Source organism: Nostoc sp. UIC 10630 (assembly GCF_010747425.1).
GTDB lineage: Bacteria > Cyanobacteriota > Cyanobacteriia > Cyanobacteriales > Nostocaceae > Nostoc.
On the sequence record NZ_JAAGOG010000062.1, the window covers coordinates 1 to 18224 of the forward strand.

Below are 18224 nucleotides of genomic sequence, written 5' to 3' on the forward strand. Positions count from 1 at the left end.
ATTACCTTTTTATTGGTATGATAAGTTTTGTTAACTTAAGTTAGTAATATTTTTAATTTACTAACTAATTTTATTTTTTAACTGCCTAACACTGCACCAGAGTTTTTAGTTAGTTATGACTATCTACTCATTAATGGCTATGGTGCTGATTAATTACCAGGAGCAAGTAGGGATATGAATTCTGGCGATTATAGATTAGCTAAATCAAACACTCAATGGCCACTACAGCCAGAAATAGAAATGAAGTTTGCTCACTTTCTAATAAATCAAGCTGTAGATGCTGCCTTTTGTTTAGGAGAAAACGCCCAATTTCTCTACGTCAACGATGCCACTTGCCAGATGACTGAGTATTCCCGTGAGGAATTACTTTCCATGAGGTTGCAAGATATAGACGTAGATTTTTCTCTACACAACTGGTCAAATATTTACTCAGAAGGTTCTCTTACCTTTAAATCTCGCTACCGCACAAAAGGAGGACGGATCTTTCTGGTAGAAATATCCATTAGCTATATAAAACAACAAGATATAGAATTTGGCTGTGCTTTTGCTCGGGAAATAAGTGATGAAATAGTAGAATTGAGCGTGCAAAAGTGGACTGATGAATTAAGGGATGCCAAAGACAATTTGCAGCAAGAATTTTCTCAACTCAAATCAAAAGAAATAGAACTAGAAGCATCTCTTTCTTTGCTTCGTTCTACTCTCGAATCTACTGCCATTGGTATTGTTGCAGTTAATTCTGAGGGAGATATTCTGAGCTTAAATCAGAAATTTGCGGATATGTGGCAGATCCCGGAGTCCCTAATATTATCTAAGAAATGTCCTCGATGCAAAGCCTTTTTTGAGAATCAACTAAAAGATCCACAAGCCTTTAATCGACTAATTTGGGAAGTGTCTAGCCAATCTGATTTTGAGAGCTACGATATTTTGGAATTGAAAGATGGGAGAGTTTTTGCACACTACTCTAAGCCTCACTTGTTAGATGGCAAAATTATTGGTAGAGTCTGGAGTATTTGGGACATTACTGAATCTAAACAGACTGAAGAAGCATTGCGGCTAAACGCAGTTAGATTTCGGACTTTAGCCGAAACAACAGATACCAGCACTTTTCTGATTCAAGGCACACGGCTTTGCTACATAAATCCAGCAGTAGAGCAACTCACTGGTTACACAAAAGAGGAACTGTTAGCGGGTTTTGATCTTCGGCGACTGATTAAGAGCAAAAGACGCAGACAGGTACGTAAGCACAGTGAAGCAACTAACTTTGAATACCAGGAGATGAATATTCTGACAAAAAGCGGTACGGAGCGCTGGCTAGCTTGTGCGGTTGTAATGCTGGATGGAGTGCTAGATTTTGGTGGGAAACCAGTAGAAATGATTGCAGGCATTGATATTACCGATTACAAATATGCAGAATTAGGTCTTAACCAAGCTTTAGAACAAGCAAAACAACTTAGCGAACTTAGAGCGCGTTTTCTTTCTATGGTTTGCCATCAATTTCGTACACCGTTGAATATTGTTTCATTTTCTAATAGTTTACTAAAGGAAGAAGTAGATAAACGTACACAGAAGAAAATCCAACCACTGCTGGATCACATTCAAAAAGCTACAGAACAACTTGGTCAGATGTTGGATGATATTTTATTCTTCTCTAAGGCAGAAGCAGCAAAAATAAACTATGAGCCAAAGCCACTTGAGTTAGTTGATTTCTGTAATGACTTAGTTGCAGAAATGCAGATGAGCATTAGTAAAATTCCGATTAATTTTGTCACTCAGGAAAATTATCTAACAGCCTGCATAGACAAAAAACTGTTAGAGCCGATTTTAAAAAATTTGCTCGATAATGCAATAAAATATTCTCCCTCTGGTATGACAGTTGATTTGAGACTTTTTTGCGAAAATGAGCAATTAATTTTCCAGGTCGAAGATAGAGGTATTGGTATTTCAGCGCCAGATCAACAACGAATATTTGAACCATTTTACCGTGGAACCAATATCGATCACATACCTGGCACTGGACTAGGACTGTCAATTCTTAAAACCCTAGTAGACTTACATCATGGTCAAGTATCTGTGGAAAGTCAACTTGGTGTAGGCACTACGTTTACAGTGAAGTTGGCATTAATCAAGTCAGAGTTTAGTTGTTCCGAGTTATGAATGTTGAAATCAAGATTAGTTATTAATTAACAACTTAACAATCACAACTCTCGGAACGAAGTCATTAAGCTTATGCCTATTTCCATACTCCCAAAAAAGTTGAGTACAGCACGGCGTAAATCCAACTAAATTAGGCAAAATTCCGCCACGGTTTAATATTAACCAGCTTCTGCTAAAAGTTATGGTAATAAAAAATTATGTACGAATCATCAAATAAAATTCTCGTCATTGAAGATGATCATGTTACCCGCGATCTTTATTTAAAAGGTCTTAAAGCTAAAGGTTTTGATACAATCAGTGCTAACAACGGTCTTGCTGGTATCCAACAAGCACTAGAGTGTATACCCGACTTAGTGATTTGCGATATCACGATGCCCGATATGGATGGTTATAGCGTTTTAAGTAGGCTACGCCAAGATCCTCTTACGGCAATTATTCCCTTTATTTTTCTGACTGGGAGTAGTAACAAAGCAGATGTTCGCAAAGCTATGGAATTGGGAGCAGATGACTATCTTACCAAACCCTCGACACTAGACGAATTGCTCAGAGCGATCGCTATCCGACTACAAAAACAAGCTACTCTGCAATACTGGTGCGCTATGAAATTTGAGAAAGCTCCAAAATCAGTATTTGTAGATAATACTCCAAATGCGATCGCACCTGAAGAACCCACAATCCCTTCTAAGTCAATATTTCCCAGCATTCCTCAATTAAAAGAAGTTTTCGACTTTATCGAAGCCCATTATCATCAAGGAATTACTTTGTGTGATGTGGCTGTTGCTGTTGGTTACTCACCTGCTTACTTAACTAACCGAGTTGCAAGGCAAACGGGAGAGACTGTAAACTGCTGGATTGTCAAACGCCGAATGGCAGGCGCTCGTTTTTTACTCCAAAATGATAATCAGACTATCGAGAAGATTGCCAAAGCATTAGGTTATCAAGATGTGTCTCATTTTTCTCGTCAGTTTCGCCAACATCACGGTTTACCTCCCCAAGCTTGGCGCAAGCAGCATCAGCTTGTATCCCAAAAACAGGTGAAACTTTGGTGAAAGTCGATTTACAGCAATTTTCATTTAGATTACAACTGATATGGGTTGTAGGCTTCTGCCGAACGGGAGTCGGGAGTAGTGTAGTTTAACAAGAAAAGTAGTATTCCTCCTGCCTTCTGCCTCCTGCCTCCCTCATACAAATAGTTGCGTAAACTCATATATTAAATCCACCCTGCCCTTACGTAACATGGCCGGATCTAATCTTTCAGTAGTGTTACAAGTCATCAAGACAACTAATCGTTGCTGCATCTGGATACCAGACTCATCAATGACACTTTGATACAAAGTACCATCCAGCAAACTGAGAATGTGTTCGGTTTTGTTATTGTATTGCGCTACCTCAGAAGCGCGGTTTTGCGCTAGATTATCAGCTTCGTTAATCACGATACAAATACGTTCTATGTAAGTTGGGGGGACAAAATTAGCGATCGCATCATGATCTAAAATAAAAATTACATACCCTAAAGGTACAAGAATTTCTTTTGCTACAGCTTGTGTCCAGACTGTTTTACCAGTACCTGGTTTCCCATGTACAACAACCGCTAACTGGTTTTGATTCAGAATCGCTTGCTGTACAGCATCAGTAAACTGTTGGATATCTGCCGGAAATGTGCGAATGGGAAATTGGCTGTGAACTTTACCTACACGACTTTGATATCCACTTAGCATAACTGCTAAGTCGTAAGTCGCCTTGTTAATTAGTGGGGCAAGATTTCTCGCCATTAAACTATATTGTCGCCGCCCGCGATCGTAGGGATCAATTTGCAACCAAACGTCATGCTTTGCCCAGTAAGCATAAACAGTATTAATCACATCTAAGCGTTCCCAGCTAACAAATCTATCTATAGGAAAATAAAAATCTCTTTCTGAATAATACTGAGTAATAATGTCAGGATTACCCAACACACCCAAAACTCGCAGTACAGTAATTTCTTGCAGTCGGTTAAGAACATAATCAATGGGAATGCTACTACGACTGACAAATTGGACGATAGGCGTTTCCGTACTCAAAACATCTTTGTAGCGATGATCTGGTGATTGAGGATCTGGTGTAATGTAATTCCAAAATTTTTCAACTTCGTAGCGGGTATTATCAGATACAATATTTAATAAATTAGCCCACCAAGCATAATTATTTCGCCCCAAAATATCAGCAACATTACTCGCTAAATTCAAACTTTTTTGAGTTAATTCGCGGGAGTCACTACACAACAGTTGCCATAAAAAACCCCAATCTAACTCTCGGTTAAAGGGTCGCCACCCACTAGCAAGCAAGCTTTGGCGGGTATTATTTGTAGGAGTGCCTTCATTGCTTCTAAAATAGTCAAAATCCATATTTGTTTAGTTATGCAGCGTTAATAGAGCTATTTGTGTTAAATATGAGATTTTAAAATTTTTCTTGTAATATCAACTACTTGTATACAAATGGTAATTTTATTTTCACCGTGATGTACTGGCTAGGAAGTTTTTTTAATCTAACTCATTACTTGTGTAACACACTATATTACACAACAACTACCTGCGTCAACTTTTTTGACAAAGCAATTACCTCTTAATGTCCCTCCGCCATTTATTCATCTCTACACTTCTGACTGATATCATGTCCGAAAGCACATAATCCCACTTTTGGCTGATGCCAAAGTTTCTCTCTCTGATAGCAAGGTGAGGTTCAGAATATTACCGATGAAGAAGGCAGCTATGCTGTGTTGCTGAGGCTTCAACCCCAGCTATTGCAAATTTGTGTAGTATCTATCAAAGCTATAGGACTCATATTTGATTTTTGAAAAAACTCCGTACAACTCAAAAAGCCTTCTTTCCTATTGCCTCTTACCTCTTTCCTGCCCACGCGAACAAAAATCAAATCGAATTCCTATATGTAGAGACGCGTTAACGCAACAAGACATTAGCGTAGCGGTTTGAAGCCCAGTGCAATTTCGCGTCTCTTCTTGTTAATCAAGTTGAGTATTTGCCATTAATTTCTATATAACCCTCTGAAAGATCGCAACCCCATACAGTTGCAGAAGCTTCGCCAATATTGAGGCTAACATGAATATCTACTTTGTCTTTGGACATAATTTGCCGCAATTGTTCCAGATTTTCATTAGTTAAACTACTAGGATAAACTTTCACGTCATCAAAACTAATAACAACTCGTTCTGGATTGATCTGCTGTTCATTTTCACATTTACCTATAGCCATCGCAACTCGTCCCCAATTCGGATCTGCCCCATAGACGGCGGTTTTTACTAATGGTGAATTGACAATTGCTTTAGCTACTTTTTTCGCTTGTACATAGTTAATAGCTGAATCTACAGTCACCTCAATAATTTTGGTGGCACCTTCTGCATCTCTGGCAATTTTCAGCACCAATTCTTGTGCAACTTCTTGCAATGCACTGGCAAAATCTACTTCTGAAACTTCACCGGCTATTCCATTAGCTAAAATCACGGCGGAGTCACTAGTAGAAGTGTCAGTGTCTACACTCAAGCAGTTAAAGGTTTTATCTATAGTAGAGCGAAAAATAGAACGAAGGCTATTTGCAGAAATTGCTGCATCAGTAAAGAAGAAAGTTAAGAGAGTAGCCATATTAGGCTCAATCATGCCAACACCTTTGGCAATTCCTACCAGCTTGGCATTTCCTATTTGCCGTGTAGCTAGTTTTGATACTGTATCGGTGGTCATAATACCACGGGCTGCGGCATTAAAATCAGCAGGAGTCAATTTTTTCCCCAATCCTAATAAACCTGCTCGAATTTTTTCAATTGGATAACGCCTGCCAATTACGCCTGTAGAAGCTATCACCATATTATGTGCAGCAATTCCAGTTTCCGTTGCAACTAATTCTAAAACTTCTTGGGCATCAGCAATGCCAACAGCACCATTAGCGACATTTGCATTTTTAGATATAACGACAATTCCTTGTACTTGTGAATCTTTTAAGTTGTCGCGGCTAATAGTAACACTTGGCCCGGCAAAAAGACTTTGAGTGAAGACTCCATCAGCAACACAAGGAACTTCTGATTTAATAAATACAAAATCATCAGTTGTATCTCGTATTCCTAAATTAGTAATAAATGCACTAAACCCTTGGGGTGTGGAAGATATAGTTAATGCCATTTTTCTAGATTTAATAATTTGCTTTAATTATCTCATACCATTTACAAAAATATTTACAACATCAGTTATTAGAGAAGTACATCTATCTATACAGCTCTAATAATTGATGTGTAAGATAAAAATTAGAAAATTTTAAGAGAAGCCAAAGACCTATAATAAATCAGTTAATGTAAGGGTAAATGTTGTCCATCCGTTACCGCTTTCTACTTGAATGTTTCCTTGCAATTGTTCGACTAATTTTTTTACTATAGCTAAACCTAATCCAGAACCACCTTGATTCCAGATATCTGCATTGGGGATGCGATAAAATTTTTCAAAGATTCGTGGTAACTCTATTGCTGAAATTTCTGCGGAATTACTGGTAGTAATAATAGTTTTTGCAGGCGTTTCCAAGGAATTGTGACTTACACTTAGGATAATTTCACCACCCGCAGGTGTGTATTTACAGGCATTATTAAGCAATTCTATTAAGATTCGTTCTAAGCTTATGCCATCTGAGAGCAAGGGCGGGAGATTTGAAGGCAGATTTAACTTTAGAGTTTGCTGATGTTGTTGAACACGGATTTGAAATGGCTCAATTATCCAAGTTAAGAACTGCTGTAAGAGCAACGCATCTGGTGTGATAACTGGATAAGATGAGCTTTCTAGCCGTTGTAAGTCAAGTAGATCGTTAATTAATCCTAACTCGCGATCGCACTCGCCTTCCATCAGTTCTAGATAACGTTGAGCTTCATCTGTATCAGTAGACAATTGTATCATTTGAATCATTAGCTTCATATTACTCAGAGGCGATCGCAGTTCGTGAGAAACTAAATTTAGAAAGTCATTTTTGAGTTGATTTATCTCTTCCCATTGCAACACAAGTTTCTCTTGCTCAATTTGCCTTTGACGCGCCTCAATCGCTCGTTTACGCTCAGTAATATCTCGAAACACTAACACAGCACCTATTATATTATCTTTATCATCTTTAATTGGTGCAGCGCTGTCATCAATTGGTATTTCTCCACCCTCTCTAGTAATCAGAATAGTTTCTGCTGGGAGGCTGACGATAATGCCATCTTGAAGGACTTTTACGATCGGACTTTCAATAGAGTTATGAGTATCTGCATTAGCAATATTGAATATTTCTGATGAATTTCTGCCATAAGCTTCTTCCTGTTTCCATCCAGTCAGATTTTCAGCAACCGGATTCATGAAAGTTACCAATTCTTGCAAATCGCTAGCAATCACACCATCGCCTATACTTTTTAAAAGTGCATCCAACCATTTTTTACTTACTTTTAATTGCCTTTCTAAACCGTGTTTAGTGAGAGTTATTTCAATATTTGTTTGTAGTTCTCTTTCTTTAAAAGGTTTGAGTAGATAGCCAAATGGTTCAGTTATCTTGGCTCTTGCTAATGTTTTATCATCTGCATAAGCCGTTAAGTAAATTACTGGAATATCCAAATGCTTATGGATTTCTTGGGCAGCTTCTATCCCATCCATTGACCCTTTTAATTTAATATCCATTAACACTAAATCTGGGGATATTTCTACTGCTTTGTTAATTGCCTCTTGTCCTGAAGAAGCAATTACAGGAACTGTATAACCAAATTTTATAAGTCGATATTGTAAATCTTTCGCAACAATAGCTTCGTCTTCCACAACTAAGATTTTTGCAGATGTCATATTTTAGTTTGTTATATTAATGTAAATGTCACCTGACACTCCACACCCATATCACCTTGGATATTCATATTTCCTGAAAGTTGATTGGTTAAAGCATCTACTAACTGCCAGCCTAAAGAAGCTATTTTTTGGAAATTAAAATTTGGTGGTAAACCAATTCCGTCATCACTGACTACAAGTGTAACTTGCCGATCTTGATTTTGGTTAATTTCTATATAAATCGTACCATTCCTACCTGCGGGAAATGCATATTTCAAAGAATTAGATACAAGCTCATGGATAATTAAGCTACAAGGAATTGCCGTATCTAATCCGAGAAAAACATGTTTGTCTATATTTAGTACCAAAGCGATCGCATCTTCATTGACTTCGTATGCAGTAAATAAACTTGCTACTAAATCTCGAATATATTCACCAAAATTAACCTTTGCCAAGTCCTGAGACTCATACAATTTTTCGTGAACTAGAGCCATTGATGCAATCCGTTGTTGGCTTTGTTGGAATATTACCAAATCGTGTTTGTCTTTAATATAAGCAGATTGCAAACTTAGCAGACTGGAAATAACCTGTAAATTATTTTTGACCCGATGATAAATTTCTTTTAATAACACCTCTTTTTCTAAGAGTGATGCTTGCATTTGCTCCTCCCACTGCTTGCGATCGCGTAGCGCAGCTTGCCGTTCGCTAATATCTTCCACTACATAAATAAAATATCTTGGCTCCCCACTAGGTTCGCGCATTAAAGAGACGGTGAGATTAACCCAAACTAGGGAGCTATCTTTACAAAAATAGCGCTTTTCTATTGAGTAAGTTTGAATATCATCTGCTAAAATCTGGTAAAAATATTTTAGGTCGGCATTAATATCATCTGGGTGAGTAATATCTTGAAAAGTTAGCAACTGTAGTTCTTCGGGTGTGTAGCCAAGAATATTGCAAAGCCTCTGATTAACTAACAACCACCTTCCATCTATTGCTACATGGGCGATGCCAACAGCAGCTTGGTGAAATGTAGCACGGAATCGTTCTTCACTTTCTCGTAATGCTTCTTCTATTCGCTGACGCTCAGTAATTTCTGTCTGTAGTGATTGATTAATTCTTGTTAACTGTGCTGTTCGTTCCTCCACCATATTTTCTAGTTGATTAAGTAGACTACTTACTGCCTCCTCTGCTTGCTTACGCTCAGTAATATCGGTATGTGACCCAGCCATCCGCACTACATTACCATCTTCATCCCACAGTGCTTGACCTCGATCCAAAATCCATTTGTAAGTGCCGTCTTTACATAAAACTCGATGCTCAGTAGTGTAAAACGGTGTTTTCTGAGAAAAGTGATCTTGTACTGCTTGTGTTACCCAATCCAGATCATCTGGATGTACTCGTTTCATCCTTTCATCTAAATGGTTAGAAATTTCGTGGTCTTCATAACCAAGCATTTCCTTCCAACGGGCCGAGAAGAATATTTCATTGGTTTTAACATTCCAGTCCCAAATTCCATCATTATTGCCGCGCAAAGCTAATTGCCAGCGTTGTTTACTTTCCCTCAACACCTCCTCAGTTAGTATGCGTTCAGCAATTTCTTTCTCTAGTTGAGCAGGACTTGGTAGGGCCAGTGCCTTCGGTATTAATGGCACAAGCTCTATAGCCGTCAATACAGAGACAAAAGCGGTAATAGCTTTGAGTAACCCTGATAGCCAATAAGTAGGATACCAAAGCGTCCACACATCCATCAAATGGGTTGTGCCACAAGCAACAATGAATGTGCCAAACATCAGAAATATCCAGCCGAAAGGCACATCTCGCCGTTTACGGACAAAATAAACTAGCATAACTGGGATTGAATAATAAGCAAGTCCAGTTAGTACATCTGAAACCAGATGCAACCACACCAACCCTGGTTTCCAGAGGTAGCAATGTCCGTGGGGAATAAACTTGCTAGTAGAGAAAACATTATGTAAAAGTTCTATCATAATTTAGGGGTGCTATCGAAATTGATGACACTCCTAAGATTTTAGCTAAATAATGGTGATTCACCGAACTAAATATATCCTTCTTCTATTACTTTGGTCAGAGAATAATATAAGATATTTACAACATACTAATTTTGTCACGAACCTTTATTTAAAATATTTTTTTAGAAAATAAACGTTAAAATTCTCGTTCTATGTGACACATCAGTTCTACCAAATGTACCTTCTCCAGGTTTATGCTGAAAGCCATTAAATCTACCATGAGCAATATCTATAAACCATTGAATAGGGGGCAGTTCTTCACTAAAATTAGGTAGAAGGACTTCAATACAGAGCTGAAAAGAAGAAGTACGCAATAGAAGACGGATCAGGTTCATAATTAATTAACAACCCACAGCATTCGTTCTGACGCGAAGAGTTTTCTTAAAGAGTAATTAAGCAGATATGTACAACTCACAGACTTTCGTTATTTGCCTACCTATTAACTACCTGTGCAGCACCTTTTACCTCCAGTTTTTTCGATGCTCCAACATGCTGATAAAGTTTTTCTTCAAATTTTTCCATACACGCCGACCAATCAAATTTTTGTATGTATAGGCGAGCCTGTCGAGACATTTCTTCTTTTAGAGCCGGATTCTCTAGAATCGCAATCACCTTCATAGCGAAATCTTTTGGGTTGTTAGGTTCAACTAGGAAGCCGTTGCGACCAGAGGATATCTGCTCTGAAGTTGAAGGCGCAAGGACTGCAACTACAGGGGTTCCAGAAGCCAGCGCTTCGTTAGTTGTGGTGCAAAAGTTTTCGGTGACGGAGGCATTGACAAATACATCTGCTCGCGCAAACCAGCCCAAAAGTTCTGTACCGTGAGACTCACCCCAAACCGTAATACCAGATTCAAACTTTTTGGCACGCCGACGGATCTCTTTATCCTGGGGACCACTACCAACAATCACTAAATGGACATCAGGAATTTTGGCAGCAATGAGCACAAATGCATCTAGGAGTTGCTTGACGTTCTTTTCTGCACTAATGCGTCCGACAAACAACAGAGTGGGTCGTTGATCGTCAGGAATAGGGTCATAACAAATGTTTCGGGGATGAAATTTTTCGCAATCAATTCCTTGATAGGGAAGATATTCTAGACGTTTGGCTGCCAGCAATTTGTACTTAGTGAGTTGTTCTTGGGAAGAAAAGTAATTAACATCATAAGCCTCACTCAATTGCTTAATTAAAATGGGAATGATCGGACGAATAAATCTAAAAGCCCACTCTCCTATGTAATATCGAATATAAGCAACTATATCGGTATGGAATATAGATATTATTGGTGTGCCTGTTCGCTTTGTGTATTCGATGCCAATAAGGCGACCATAACCTTGCAAAAAAAGTGAATAGTAACCGATCATTCCTGGCGCTTCTTCAACCACCACAATGTCAGGCTGAAAATTTAATAACAGCTTGGTATCACTCCAATATCGATAGTGCAATGGTTCGGGAAGAGAATTGTAGAATATCATTGGTTTGCTTGGGTAAGCATAAGAATAAAAGTTGGAGAAAGACTGAACTTCCTCCAGCCTTAACATGGGGCGAACGCGAACTTCTTTGGGATACAGATAATTGACACCAGGATGGATCAGAAAGACTTCATGTCCCTGCTGTAGCAACCAGCGAACACGCTGGTGTACTCCCATAGAAACCCCCGACATAAACGGAGCATATAATGCTGTAAAAATCGCAATACGAAGAGGTTGTTTATTCATGGTCTAATACTTGATATTTATGTATGATGCTTTAACACTTGGTATGAAAATTTTCTAAATCAACTACGGTGATTCAATTATCTTTTGGATGTCTCTTTTTCTCAGCTATTCCTGTATGCGCTGCATCCCGTCGAAAGATGCACAAAGGTTTTGATACCAGCATTCTTAGCAGCTTTAGCTATATTGACAGTGCCCCTAATATTTACCTCATGAAAATGGTCAATTGACCCACCTTCTTTAGCTAGTTCAGCCGTATGTGTAACTACATCTACTACCTGACAAGCCATTTGGGCAGTAGCTGGATTAGTGACACTACTAACAATCACCTCAACACCGAGTTTTTGCGCTTTTTTAGCTTTATCTGAGAAATTTTGTAGTCCACGGACTTTCATTCCCTTTGCTATAGCTAACTCAGCAAAACGCAAGCTGATAAATCTATTAATTTCTATAATGATAATAGTTTGGTTTTCGATGTTTACAGATTTAATCTACAACTTTACTGTTGGAACAAGTTCAGGTGTTTTCTCCACTTATTACATATATAGTAAAAGTCATTTGAATACTACCTAAAAATCTCATTAGCTTGTGATTTATAAGTATATTATGACAGCAAGATACTCAATTGCAACTCAAATGCAACTCATACGCAACTCGATCAATACTTGAGTAATTTTTTGTAAATATTAAAAAGTCATCCGTATAAAAATGCTAGAAATAACGCTCTAGCATTTTTATGTGAATGACCTAAGCTTATTATTGATTAGATGCTTTAGCTTTGCTGTCTCATACCCTACTCCTAAAGCTTGCTACATGTACGAGTTCCGCAGCAAAGAGAATCATGCTTTCCAATTCTTGGTTAAACAGTGAGAATTAAAAGCCTCTTTCACAAATTTAGACTCTACATTCTTCTACCTTCGATCTCAGAGAAGCAAAATGTTTTCCACCTAATTCAATTTGCCCTTCTGCACACCCAGTTTTCAATCTTTCGACTAAATAATCCAAATCATGAGCTATAAAATTTGTGCCATGATCTGGTTCTACTAAACTAACTAAAGATATATTTCTAGCTTGTTGTTCGACTAAGCTAGAAATACCCAGAAAGTTGAATACACCAGATTCATAGGTTCCACAAGGTACTGAAGGATTATTTACTCCAACACAGTATTCATTTGGTTTAAACCAATCAAATGCTGGGTAGCCGTGAAAATGAACAATTGGCGCACCATTTTTAATTAACTCTGGTGTATACAAAGCCGCAGAAAGACTAATCGCAAGCATGACATAAATATCATAAGAAGGTTTCATATCTGCTAATTCCGAACGAATCACTTTAGGAAGTTGCAAATATAGCTTTTCTTTCAAACCAATTCTGATAATATCGTCAGCGATATTCAAGTCTGTTTTATTTGACCCAGAACGAGAACTTACAAGCCAAATATCGGGGATTTGTCTAAATACATATTTTTCTAATATTTTGATTTTGACATAGCGTCTACCATTTTCATTTTGACGAAGTTCGTTACTACTAAATCCCTTAACAGGTAGTAGACTTTCCCACTGGTTTTTAGTTACTTCCACATCTCCAAAATATTGTGGAGGTTCAGCATAAGCAACAAAGCCATAAGAGACACCTGTTCTACCATTTATAATGACGCTGACAATATCTCTATGGGATTTCCTTTTAATCACTTCATTCAATTTAAAACCGGGAGGAAATAAACCTGTTGATGCTAATTCCTGACCCAATTTCACTAATTTTGCAGCATAGATAGATTCTTGAGGATTATACTGTCCTAGCTCAAATCGACTCAGTAAAAGTGGAGCGATTGGCACAAAAACTTTAGGAATTAGTGATTTCAAAACAAACCGTTCTATCTCATCTTTGGAGAAAATAGAGTCTGAAAGATTCATATTTAATATAGAAATTTTATCAGATGATACTCCAATAACAATTTCTGAAAACGTTCTGATTAAAGTGTTTAAGCCAATATTGATTTTTTGTTTATATGGAATCAGAGGGTTGATGAAATCATGGTCTATTTTAGTAAGTACAATTACTTGGGTTTTACTAGGATTGTCAACGTACTTAGCGGCATGATCCTCAGCCCAACTGCTCAAACGAGCCATTTTTATAACAGGTATTTTTCGACCATTTAAAACAAATTTAGAATAAAATTGATAGAGAAGCTCTGCTGTAAAAATACCAAGTTTTCTTAGAATAGAAGGAGGTATTTCTACATCAATAATTGCATTAACTTCTGATTTAACTCCCTTAAACTTGAATTTTTTATTTTTATTAATTATTGGAATTGTCAAGTCATAGTTAAATTCTGCGATCGCTTCCTCCCAAGATAAAACTTTGACCCCATAATCTCTCAACTTAACTTCCAATTCTTGGCGAAATTTCCGAATCTCTTGATTTTTGTAGCTATTAGGCAAAGGTTTAAATGTAACTATCAGCTTTTGAGCCATAACTTTAGGATCGATAATTGGCGGCTTATACTCTACAGATGATTGCTCTGAAAATCCTCCAATTAGACGACCAATAGTCTGTAAATTTAGTCCTTGACTTAAAGGGACAGAATCTAAATCAGTAGCGACATCCATCTCGTGTAAAAATGCCACAATCTCCGCTTTGCAAGCAACTATTTCTGCTTGCATTTCTAATGTGATTATGCCCTTGGGTGAGCGAATTTTTAATTTGTCGTTATCAACCCACAAATGAACACCCTGTTGAGTAAGGTTTGCTATAATCTCTGATGCGTTCATAGTTTCAGAATATCCTAATTGTTTAAAAGTATTGATATTTCAGAATATCAAATGAGCAATAAATATGCCTATTTGTACGTTAAAGAAGAGTCTAAATCCAAATTGCAAATCTCATGAATATAAGACATAACATTGTTCACAAGAAGTTTCATAGTGCTTTGGCTAATTGAAGGTTGAGAAAAAACAAAATTCAACAGCATTTTTCCTTGAAAAGTTGAGGCGTGGAGAACAAAAACACCTGCATACAAAGCATGGGAACCAGCGAAACTGATTTCTTCTAGTTCAAATTCACCGTAATATTTAGGTATATTTACTTTGCCAACATTAGAAACAGACACTGTGGCAGCTACTTGCTTGGGATAGATAAAACAAAAATCTATGAGATGCTTGGCAATCAAAATCATTTTAAAAAGATCGCCGGATTTTTTACTAACTTCAAGTTTTTGTTTCACCTCACGGGCTAATTCCCAAAAAGACGTGTTTTTCCCTATAGTATGAAATCCCATAATAGAGGAGGCTAATACAGCCATCTGATCATCACTAATTGCTGGTTCGAGATGTCTCCTCAAATCAAAATATGATAGGCAGTTTACTCGTGTATTTTTGCTATTCTCTTTAATTATTTTTCTCCTTATTGTAAACATCAGTACAGCACACAAAGCACTATGTACTGTTGTATTTTCTTGCCGACAATGATTTATAAATTTTTGGGTTAAGTCTTCGTCAAGTTGTCTGTGGATAATATTGCAACTACGCTTTGCAATAGATACGTACTTTTCAAAACCTAATGTTTTTGGTCGATTCCAGATTTTTTGTAACCCAAGCTGTAATAAAAAGATAATGCTATTTATCCTACCTCTAAATCCCTTAGTCCATTTGGGCATTAGTTCTTCGATGGGTGGAAGTGGAGTTAAGCTAATAAATGGATTAATTGGTTCGCCGGACACAATTTTTTGACAACAAGTCAAGATTTCTGAGTGAAGTTGGATGGATGATAAACCATCTGCGATCGCATGGTGTATTGTTGTAATTAGGTAACTTATATGCTGATCGCCCAAAAGATGAATAAGAACAACTCGCAGCAAACCTTTGCTACTATCAATTCCGTTGTTCATCTCTTCATCAACCACTTCTTGCCACTGCTCATTGTCTAACTTTTTGACAAAGCGGAAAGCAATATTTGCTGTTTCTTGACTTTGAAAAATAAGACTATTTTTCTCTCCAACAATTTTTGAATTTAGACGAGGGTGACGACATTGGATTACGTCTAAAGCCTGTGTCAGAGTTTCTTCGCAGATATAGCCCTTGATGCGGCTAATAGTTACTATGTTCCAGGTTTTAGCACGGCTATTTAAGATTTCCATAGCTTGCTCAAGGTGCCCCAGCTTTCTGTTGTAAATCATATTTACTTTTGGTTCCCTCTAACTACTAGATTATTTGCAAGCTTAGTTCTCAATTTAGGTTGTAATTATTGTTCGATAACCTGAACAACCTTTTGGTTAAGCTGTGCTAAAAACCTGGATATATTCATAGTTTCAAACTATCAAAATCTTGTGTTGCGAACTATTCAATAACAGCTTTGTTGTTCAAATCTCAAAAATCTCTGATTGCGAAGCTTTAGATTCTTCGGCTAAACGCTGGGATAGCGTTTCAATAGTGGGGTAATGCCACAATAAAATTGGAGATAGCTCAAAACCAAACAGCTTCTCGGCTTTGCTAACAAGAAACATTGCCTGCGCTGACTCTAAACCGTAGCTGTCTAAAGGCTGACTGACATCTATATCCTTGGGTTCGACTCCTAGCTGCTCTGCAATATGAGATACTAGCCAAGCTTGAATTTCTTCTGCGGTATAAGACTGCTTTTTAGTTGCCTCAGGAGTAGACTGACTCATTTACACACCTCTGAAGTGAAAGGAATAAGATATATGGCATTCCTAAATAGGATATGAACAGGCTATAATTTTTGTTCACAGCTTAGATAGGATTGCTGTACTGGCTAAAATTTTGAAAAGTTTAAGGTAGGAGATATTAGAAAAAAGTTTTACTTTTGCTACTGCTGCATATCTCCTAAGCGCATATCGAGCTACGTGACATTTATCAATTAATCAGCCACCCGAATGCGAATATCACCCTGCACTACGCATTGACAGGCTAGGCGAACATTGGGATTATCTGGAGCCAACACATCAAGTAAAATCTGCTCCTCATCCATCACAGGAGTTAGATTTTCTATCCCACTCATAACTTCTATAAGACAGGTTCCGCAAGCAACACAACGACAACCAAATAAAATTGAACTAGGATGTTCATCACAAATCTTAGTTAAGCGTTGGTTTGCTTCGACTTGAAGTGTTTTTTGATCATTTTCAAAATGAATAGATACTATCATTTCTAAACTCACTAGTGTCAAGAAAGAGGGTTAGCAGATTTAGCAACCCTTAGGCTACTTCAACAACTTTTTGAATTTCCTTAATTGCCAAAGCATCCTTGTAACGCTCATAGCGATTACCTAGCTTACTTGTATTTAACTCCAATCCCAGTGCCTTTATCAGACGCTCTAGCTGCTGAGATTTGTATTGCCAACTCTTTTGTTCCATGTAACCAATTATATTGCGCCACTTTGAACTTACCTGTCTCCAAGAATTAACTAATTGATTTATATCTACTTGCTTATCAGCTAATTCAGGGTGGTGCAGAGACATACTTAGTGAGTTCAGCCCAACTCTAATATCAGTTAGCATGATTCCTTGCACAGTGAGGTCTAACTTCTCCAAATAAGTAGTGTAACTAGCACTAATATAGTCTTCCACAATTAGCTGTATGAAATATCGAACGAAATCTTGAGCCTCTGGAGGAGCTACCCTATACAGTTCTACTCCTAAATCAAAAGATGTTGTGTAATGACGTGCTTCATCTGTTAAGTGGCCTTGATTCAATTCAAAAGCTAATGGTTCATAATCAAACTTTTCAGGGGAATCAAATAAATAGGCTTCGCTTTTTTTTAACTCCACGTTAGCCATGTACCGATACAGCAGAGTTAAGCTACCCAAGCCACTTTCTTGAACTTTTTCGGCCGGTAGCATCCTCATGGCATCCCCAATCATGAACCTTAAATTTCGGTATGTAAAATTTTGGCCTCGTTGCTGTGTCTGTTCTACAATCTTTTTAAGAAAGCTTTTCCCCTTTTGAAGATTCAGCAGAGTTTCATTTAAATCTTCATCAAAAGTAAAACGGGTATCGAAACTGTCAAAATCTGATTGAGGTATTGCACCAACAGAACCATAGAAAAAACCAGGCTCATCAAAGGAGCTTTGAATTCCTATTTCTCGGCAGACCATACTATATACGGTTCTAAAAGACCAAATATGATCCATTTCTTCATTAGTTTCCTGGTGAAGAATCATAAATTCGTCCGAGTAGGAAGCAAAAACTTTTTCAGCAATACTCATATTGGACATGAGAGACTGATATTCGCTATTGGCAACATACTTGTAGAAGTTAGCAAAAAATGTCGCAGATAAAATCGACATTTGACGAGCATTAAAGGAAAGTAAATACTCACAAATCGGTACCGGTAAGGGAAGCATTCCCGGATGAGAGTAGAGTTTTTCTCCTTTAATTCCCTGCTTGCTCATGGCGATAGCAACAGGCTTTAATTCTAAAGAATGAGTATGTGCCTGCTCGAAAAGCTTATTTTGAATTTTGGGAATTCGGTTATCAATTTTAACAGTATTCATGTGAT

The 18224-nt window shown here is 37.6% G+C and carries 13 protein-coding genes; 2 read left to right on the forward strand and 11 right to left on the reverse strand.

The window, feature by feature from the left end; all coding sequences use genetic code 11:
* Positions 1-174: 174 nt before the first annotated feature.
* Together G1O98_RS16400 and G1O98_RS16405 are read left to right on the forward strand one after the other, a co-directional pair.
* Positions 175-2154, forward strand: coding sequence for a scytonemin biosynthesis sensor histidine kinase (locus G1O98_RS16400; RefSeq protein ID WP_163929774.1), 1980 nt, complete (start codon positions 175-177; stop codon positions 2152-2154).
* 197 nt (positions 2155-2351) lie between these two features.
* A complete protein-coding gene (locus tag G1O98_RS16405; RefSeq protein ID WP_175586707.1) occupies positions 2352-3203 on the forward strand; it encodes a response regulator transcription factor in 852 nt (283 codons plus the stop codon).
* A 132-nt stretch (positions 3204-3335) separates the two neighbouring features.
* Here G1O98_RS16405 and G1O98_RS16410 read toward each other — a convergent pair whose 3' ends face one another.
* From G1O98_RS16410 to G1O98_RS16460, 11 genes are all read right to left on the reverse strand, one after another.
* Positions 3336-4538: an AAA family ATPase gene (locus tag G1O98_RS16410; protein WP_163929775.1), complete on the reverse strand. Its 1203-nt coding sequence runs from the start codon at positions 4536-4538 to the stop codon at positions 3336-3338.
* A gap of 618 nt (positions 4539-5156) precedes the next feature.
* Positions 5157-6320: a bifunctional glutamate N-acetyltransferase/amino-acid acetyltransferase ArgJ gene (gene argJ, locus G1O98_RS16415; protein WP_163929776.1), complete on the reverse strand. Its 1164-nt coding sequence runs from the start codon at positions 6318-6320 to the stop codon at positions 5157-5159.
* 150 nt (positions 6321-6470) lie between these two features.
* On the reverse strand, positions 6471-7988 hold the full coding sequence (locus G1O98_RS16420; RefSeq protein ID WP_163929777.1) for a response regulator: 1518 nt from the start codon (positions 7986-7988) through the stop codon (positions 6471-6473).
* Between the two features lie 11 nt (positions 7989-7999).
* Positions 8000-9955 carry a PAS domain S-box protein gene (locus tag G1O98_RS16425; protein ID WP_163929778.1) on the reverse strand — a complete coding sequence of 652 codons (1956 nt, stop codon included), beginning with the start codon at positions 9953-9955 and terminating at the stop codon, positions 8000-8002.
* A gap of 474 nt (positions 9956-10429) precedes the next feature.
* Entirely contained in the window at positions 10430-11713 is a 1284-nt protein-coding gene (locus tag G1O98_RS16430; RefSeq protein ID WP_163929779.1) for a glycosyltransferase, read from the reverse strand.
* 101 nt (positions 11714-11814) lie between these two features.
* On the reverse strand, positions 11815-12138 hold the full coding sequence (locus tag G1O98_RS16435; protein WP_275941782.1) for an NAD(P)-dependent oxidoreductase: 324 nt from the start codon (positions 12136-12138) through the stop codon (positions 11815-11817).
* 466 nt (positions 12139-12604) lie between these two features.
* A complete protein-coding gene (locus G1O98_RS16440; RefSeq protein ID WP_163929781.1) occupies positions 12605-14482 on the reverse strand; it encodes a hypothetical protein in 1878 nt (625 codons plus the stop codon).
* Between the two features lie 68 nt (positions 14483-14550).
* Positions 14551-15885: a condensation domain-containing protein gene (locus G1O98_RS16445; protein WP_163929782.1), complete on the reverse strand. Its 1335-nt coding sequence runs from the start codon at positions 15883-15885 to the stop codon at positions 14551-14553.
* A gap of 183 nt (positions 15886-16068) precedes the next feature.
* Positions 16069-16374 (reverse strand): acyl carrier protein, encoded by a 306-nt coding sequence (locus tag G1O98_RS16450; RefSeq protein WP_114080668.1) that lies wholly within the window; start codon positions 16372-16374, stop codon positions 16069-16071.
* A 209-nt stretch (positions 16375-16583) separates the two neighbouring features.
* Entirely contained in the window at positions 16584-16871 is a 288-nt protein-coding gene (locus G1O98_RS16455; protein ID WP_163929783.1) for a 2Fe-2S iron-sulfur cluster-binding protein, read from the reverse strand.
* Between the two features lie 49 nt (positions 16872-16920).
* Positions 16921-18219 carry a hypothetical protein gene (locus G1O98_RS16460; protein ID WP_163929784.1) on the reverse strand — a complete coding sequence of 433 codons (1299 nt, stop codon included), beginning with the start codon at positions 18217-18219 and terminating at the stop codon, positions 16921-16923.
* Between the last annotated feature and the right edge of the window lie 5 nt (positions 18220-18224).

What these genes read in the sequence shown, in the direction of transcription:
- G1O98_RS16455 (WP_163929783.1), bottom strand. Translation starts at nt 16,871, where the DNA reads ATGATAGTATCTATTCATTTTGAAAATGATCAAAAAACACTTCAAGTC.
- G1O98_RS16425 (WP_163929778.1), bottom strand. Translation starts at nt 9,955, where the DNA reads ATGATAGAACTTTTACATAATGTTTTCTCTACTAGCAAGTTTATTCCC.
- G1O98_RS16450 (WP_114080668.1), bottom strand. Translation starts at nt 16,374, where the DNA reads ATGAGTCAGTCTACTCCTGAGGCAACTAAAAAGCAGTCTTATACCGCA.
- G1O98_RS16400 (WP_163929774.1), top strand. Translation starts at nt 175, where the DNA reads ATGAATTCTGGCGATTATAGATTAGCTAAATCAAACACTCAATGGCCA.
- G1O98_RS16420 (WP_163929777.1), bottom strand. Translation starts at nt 7,988, where the DNA reads ATGACATCTGCAAAAATCTTAGTTGTGGAAGACGAAGCTATTGTTGCG.
- G1O98_RS16460 (WP_163929784.1), bottom strand. Translation starts at nt 18,219, where the DNA reads ATGAATACTGTTAAAATTGATAACCGAATTCCCAAAATTCAAAATAAG.
- G1O98_RS16445 (WP_163929782.1), bottom strand. Translation starts at nt 15,885, where the DNA reads ATGATTTACAACAGAAAGCTGGGGCACCTTGAGCAAGCTATGGAAATC.
- argJ (WP_163929776.1), bottom strand. Translation starts at nt 6,320, where the DNA reads ATGGCATTAACTATATCTTCCACACCCCAAGGGTTTAGTGCATTTATT.
- G1O98_RS16430 (WP_163929779.1), bottom strand. Translation starts at nt 11,713, where the DNA reads ATGAATAAACAACCTCTTCGTATTGCGATTTTTACAGCATTATATGCT.
- G1O98_RS16405 (WP_175586707.1), top strand. Translation starts at nt 2,352, where the DNA reads ATGTACGAATCATCAAATAAAATTCTCGTCATTGAAGATGATCATGTT.
- G1O98_RS16440 (WP_163929781.1), bottom strand. Translation starts at nt 14,482, where the DNA reads ATGAACGCATCAGAGATTATAGCAAACCTTACTCAACAGGGTGTTCAT.
- G1O98_RS16410 (WP_163929775.1), bottom strand. Translation starts at nt 4,538, where the DNA reads ATGGATTTTGACTATTTTAGAAGCAATGAAGGCACTCCTACAAATAAT.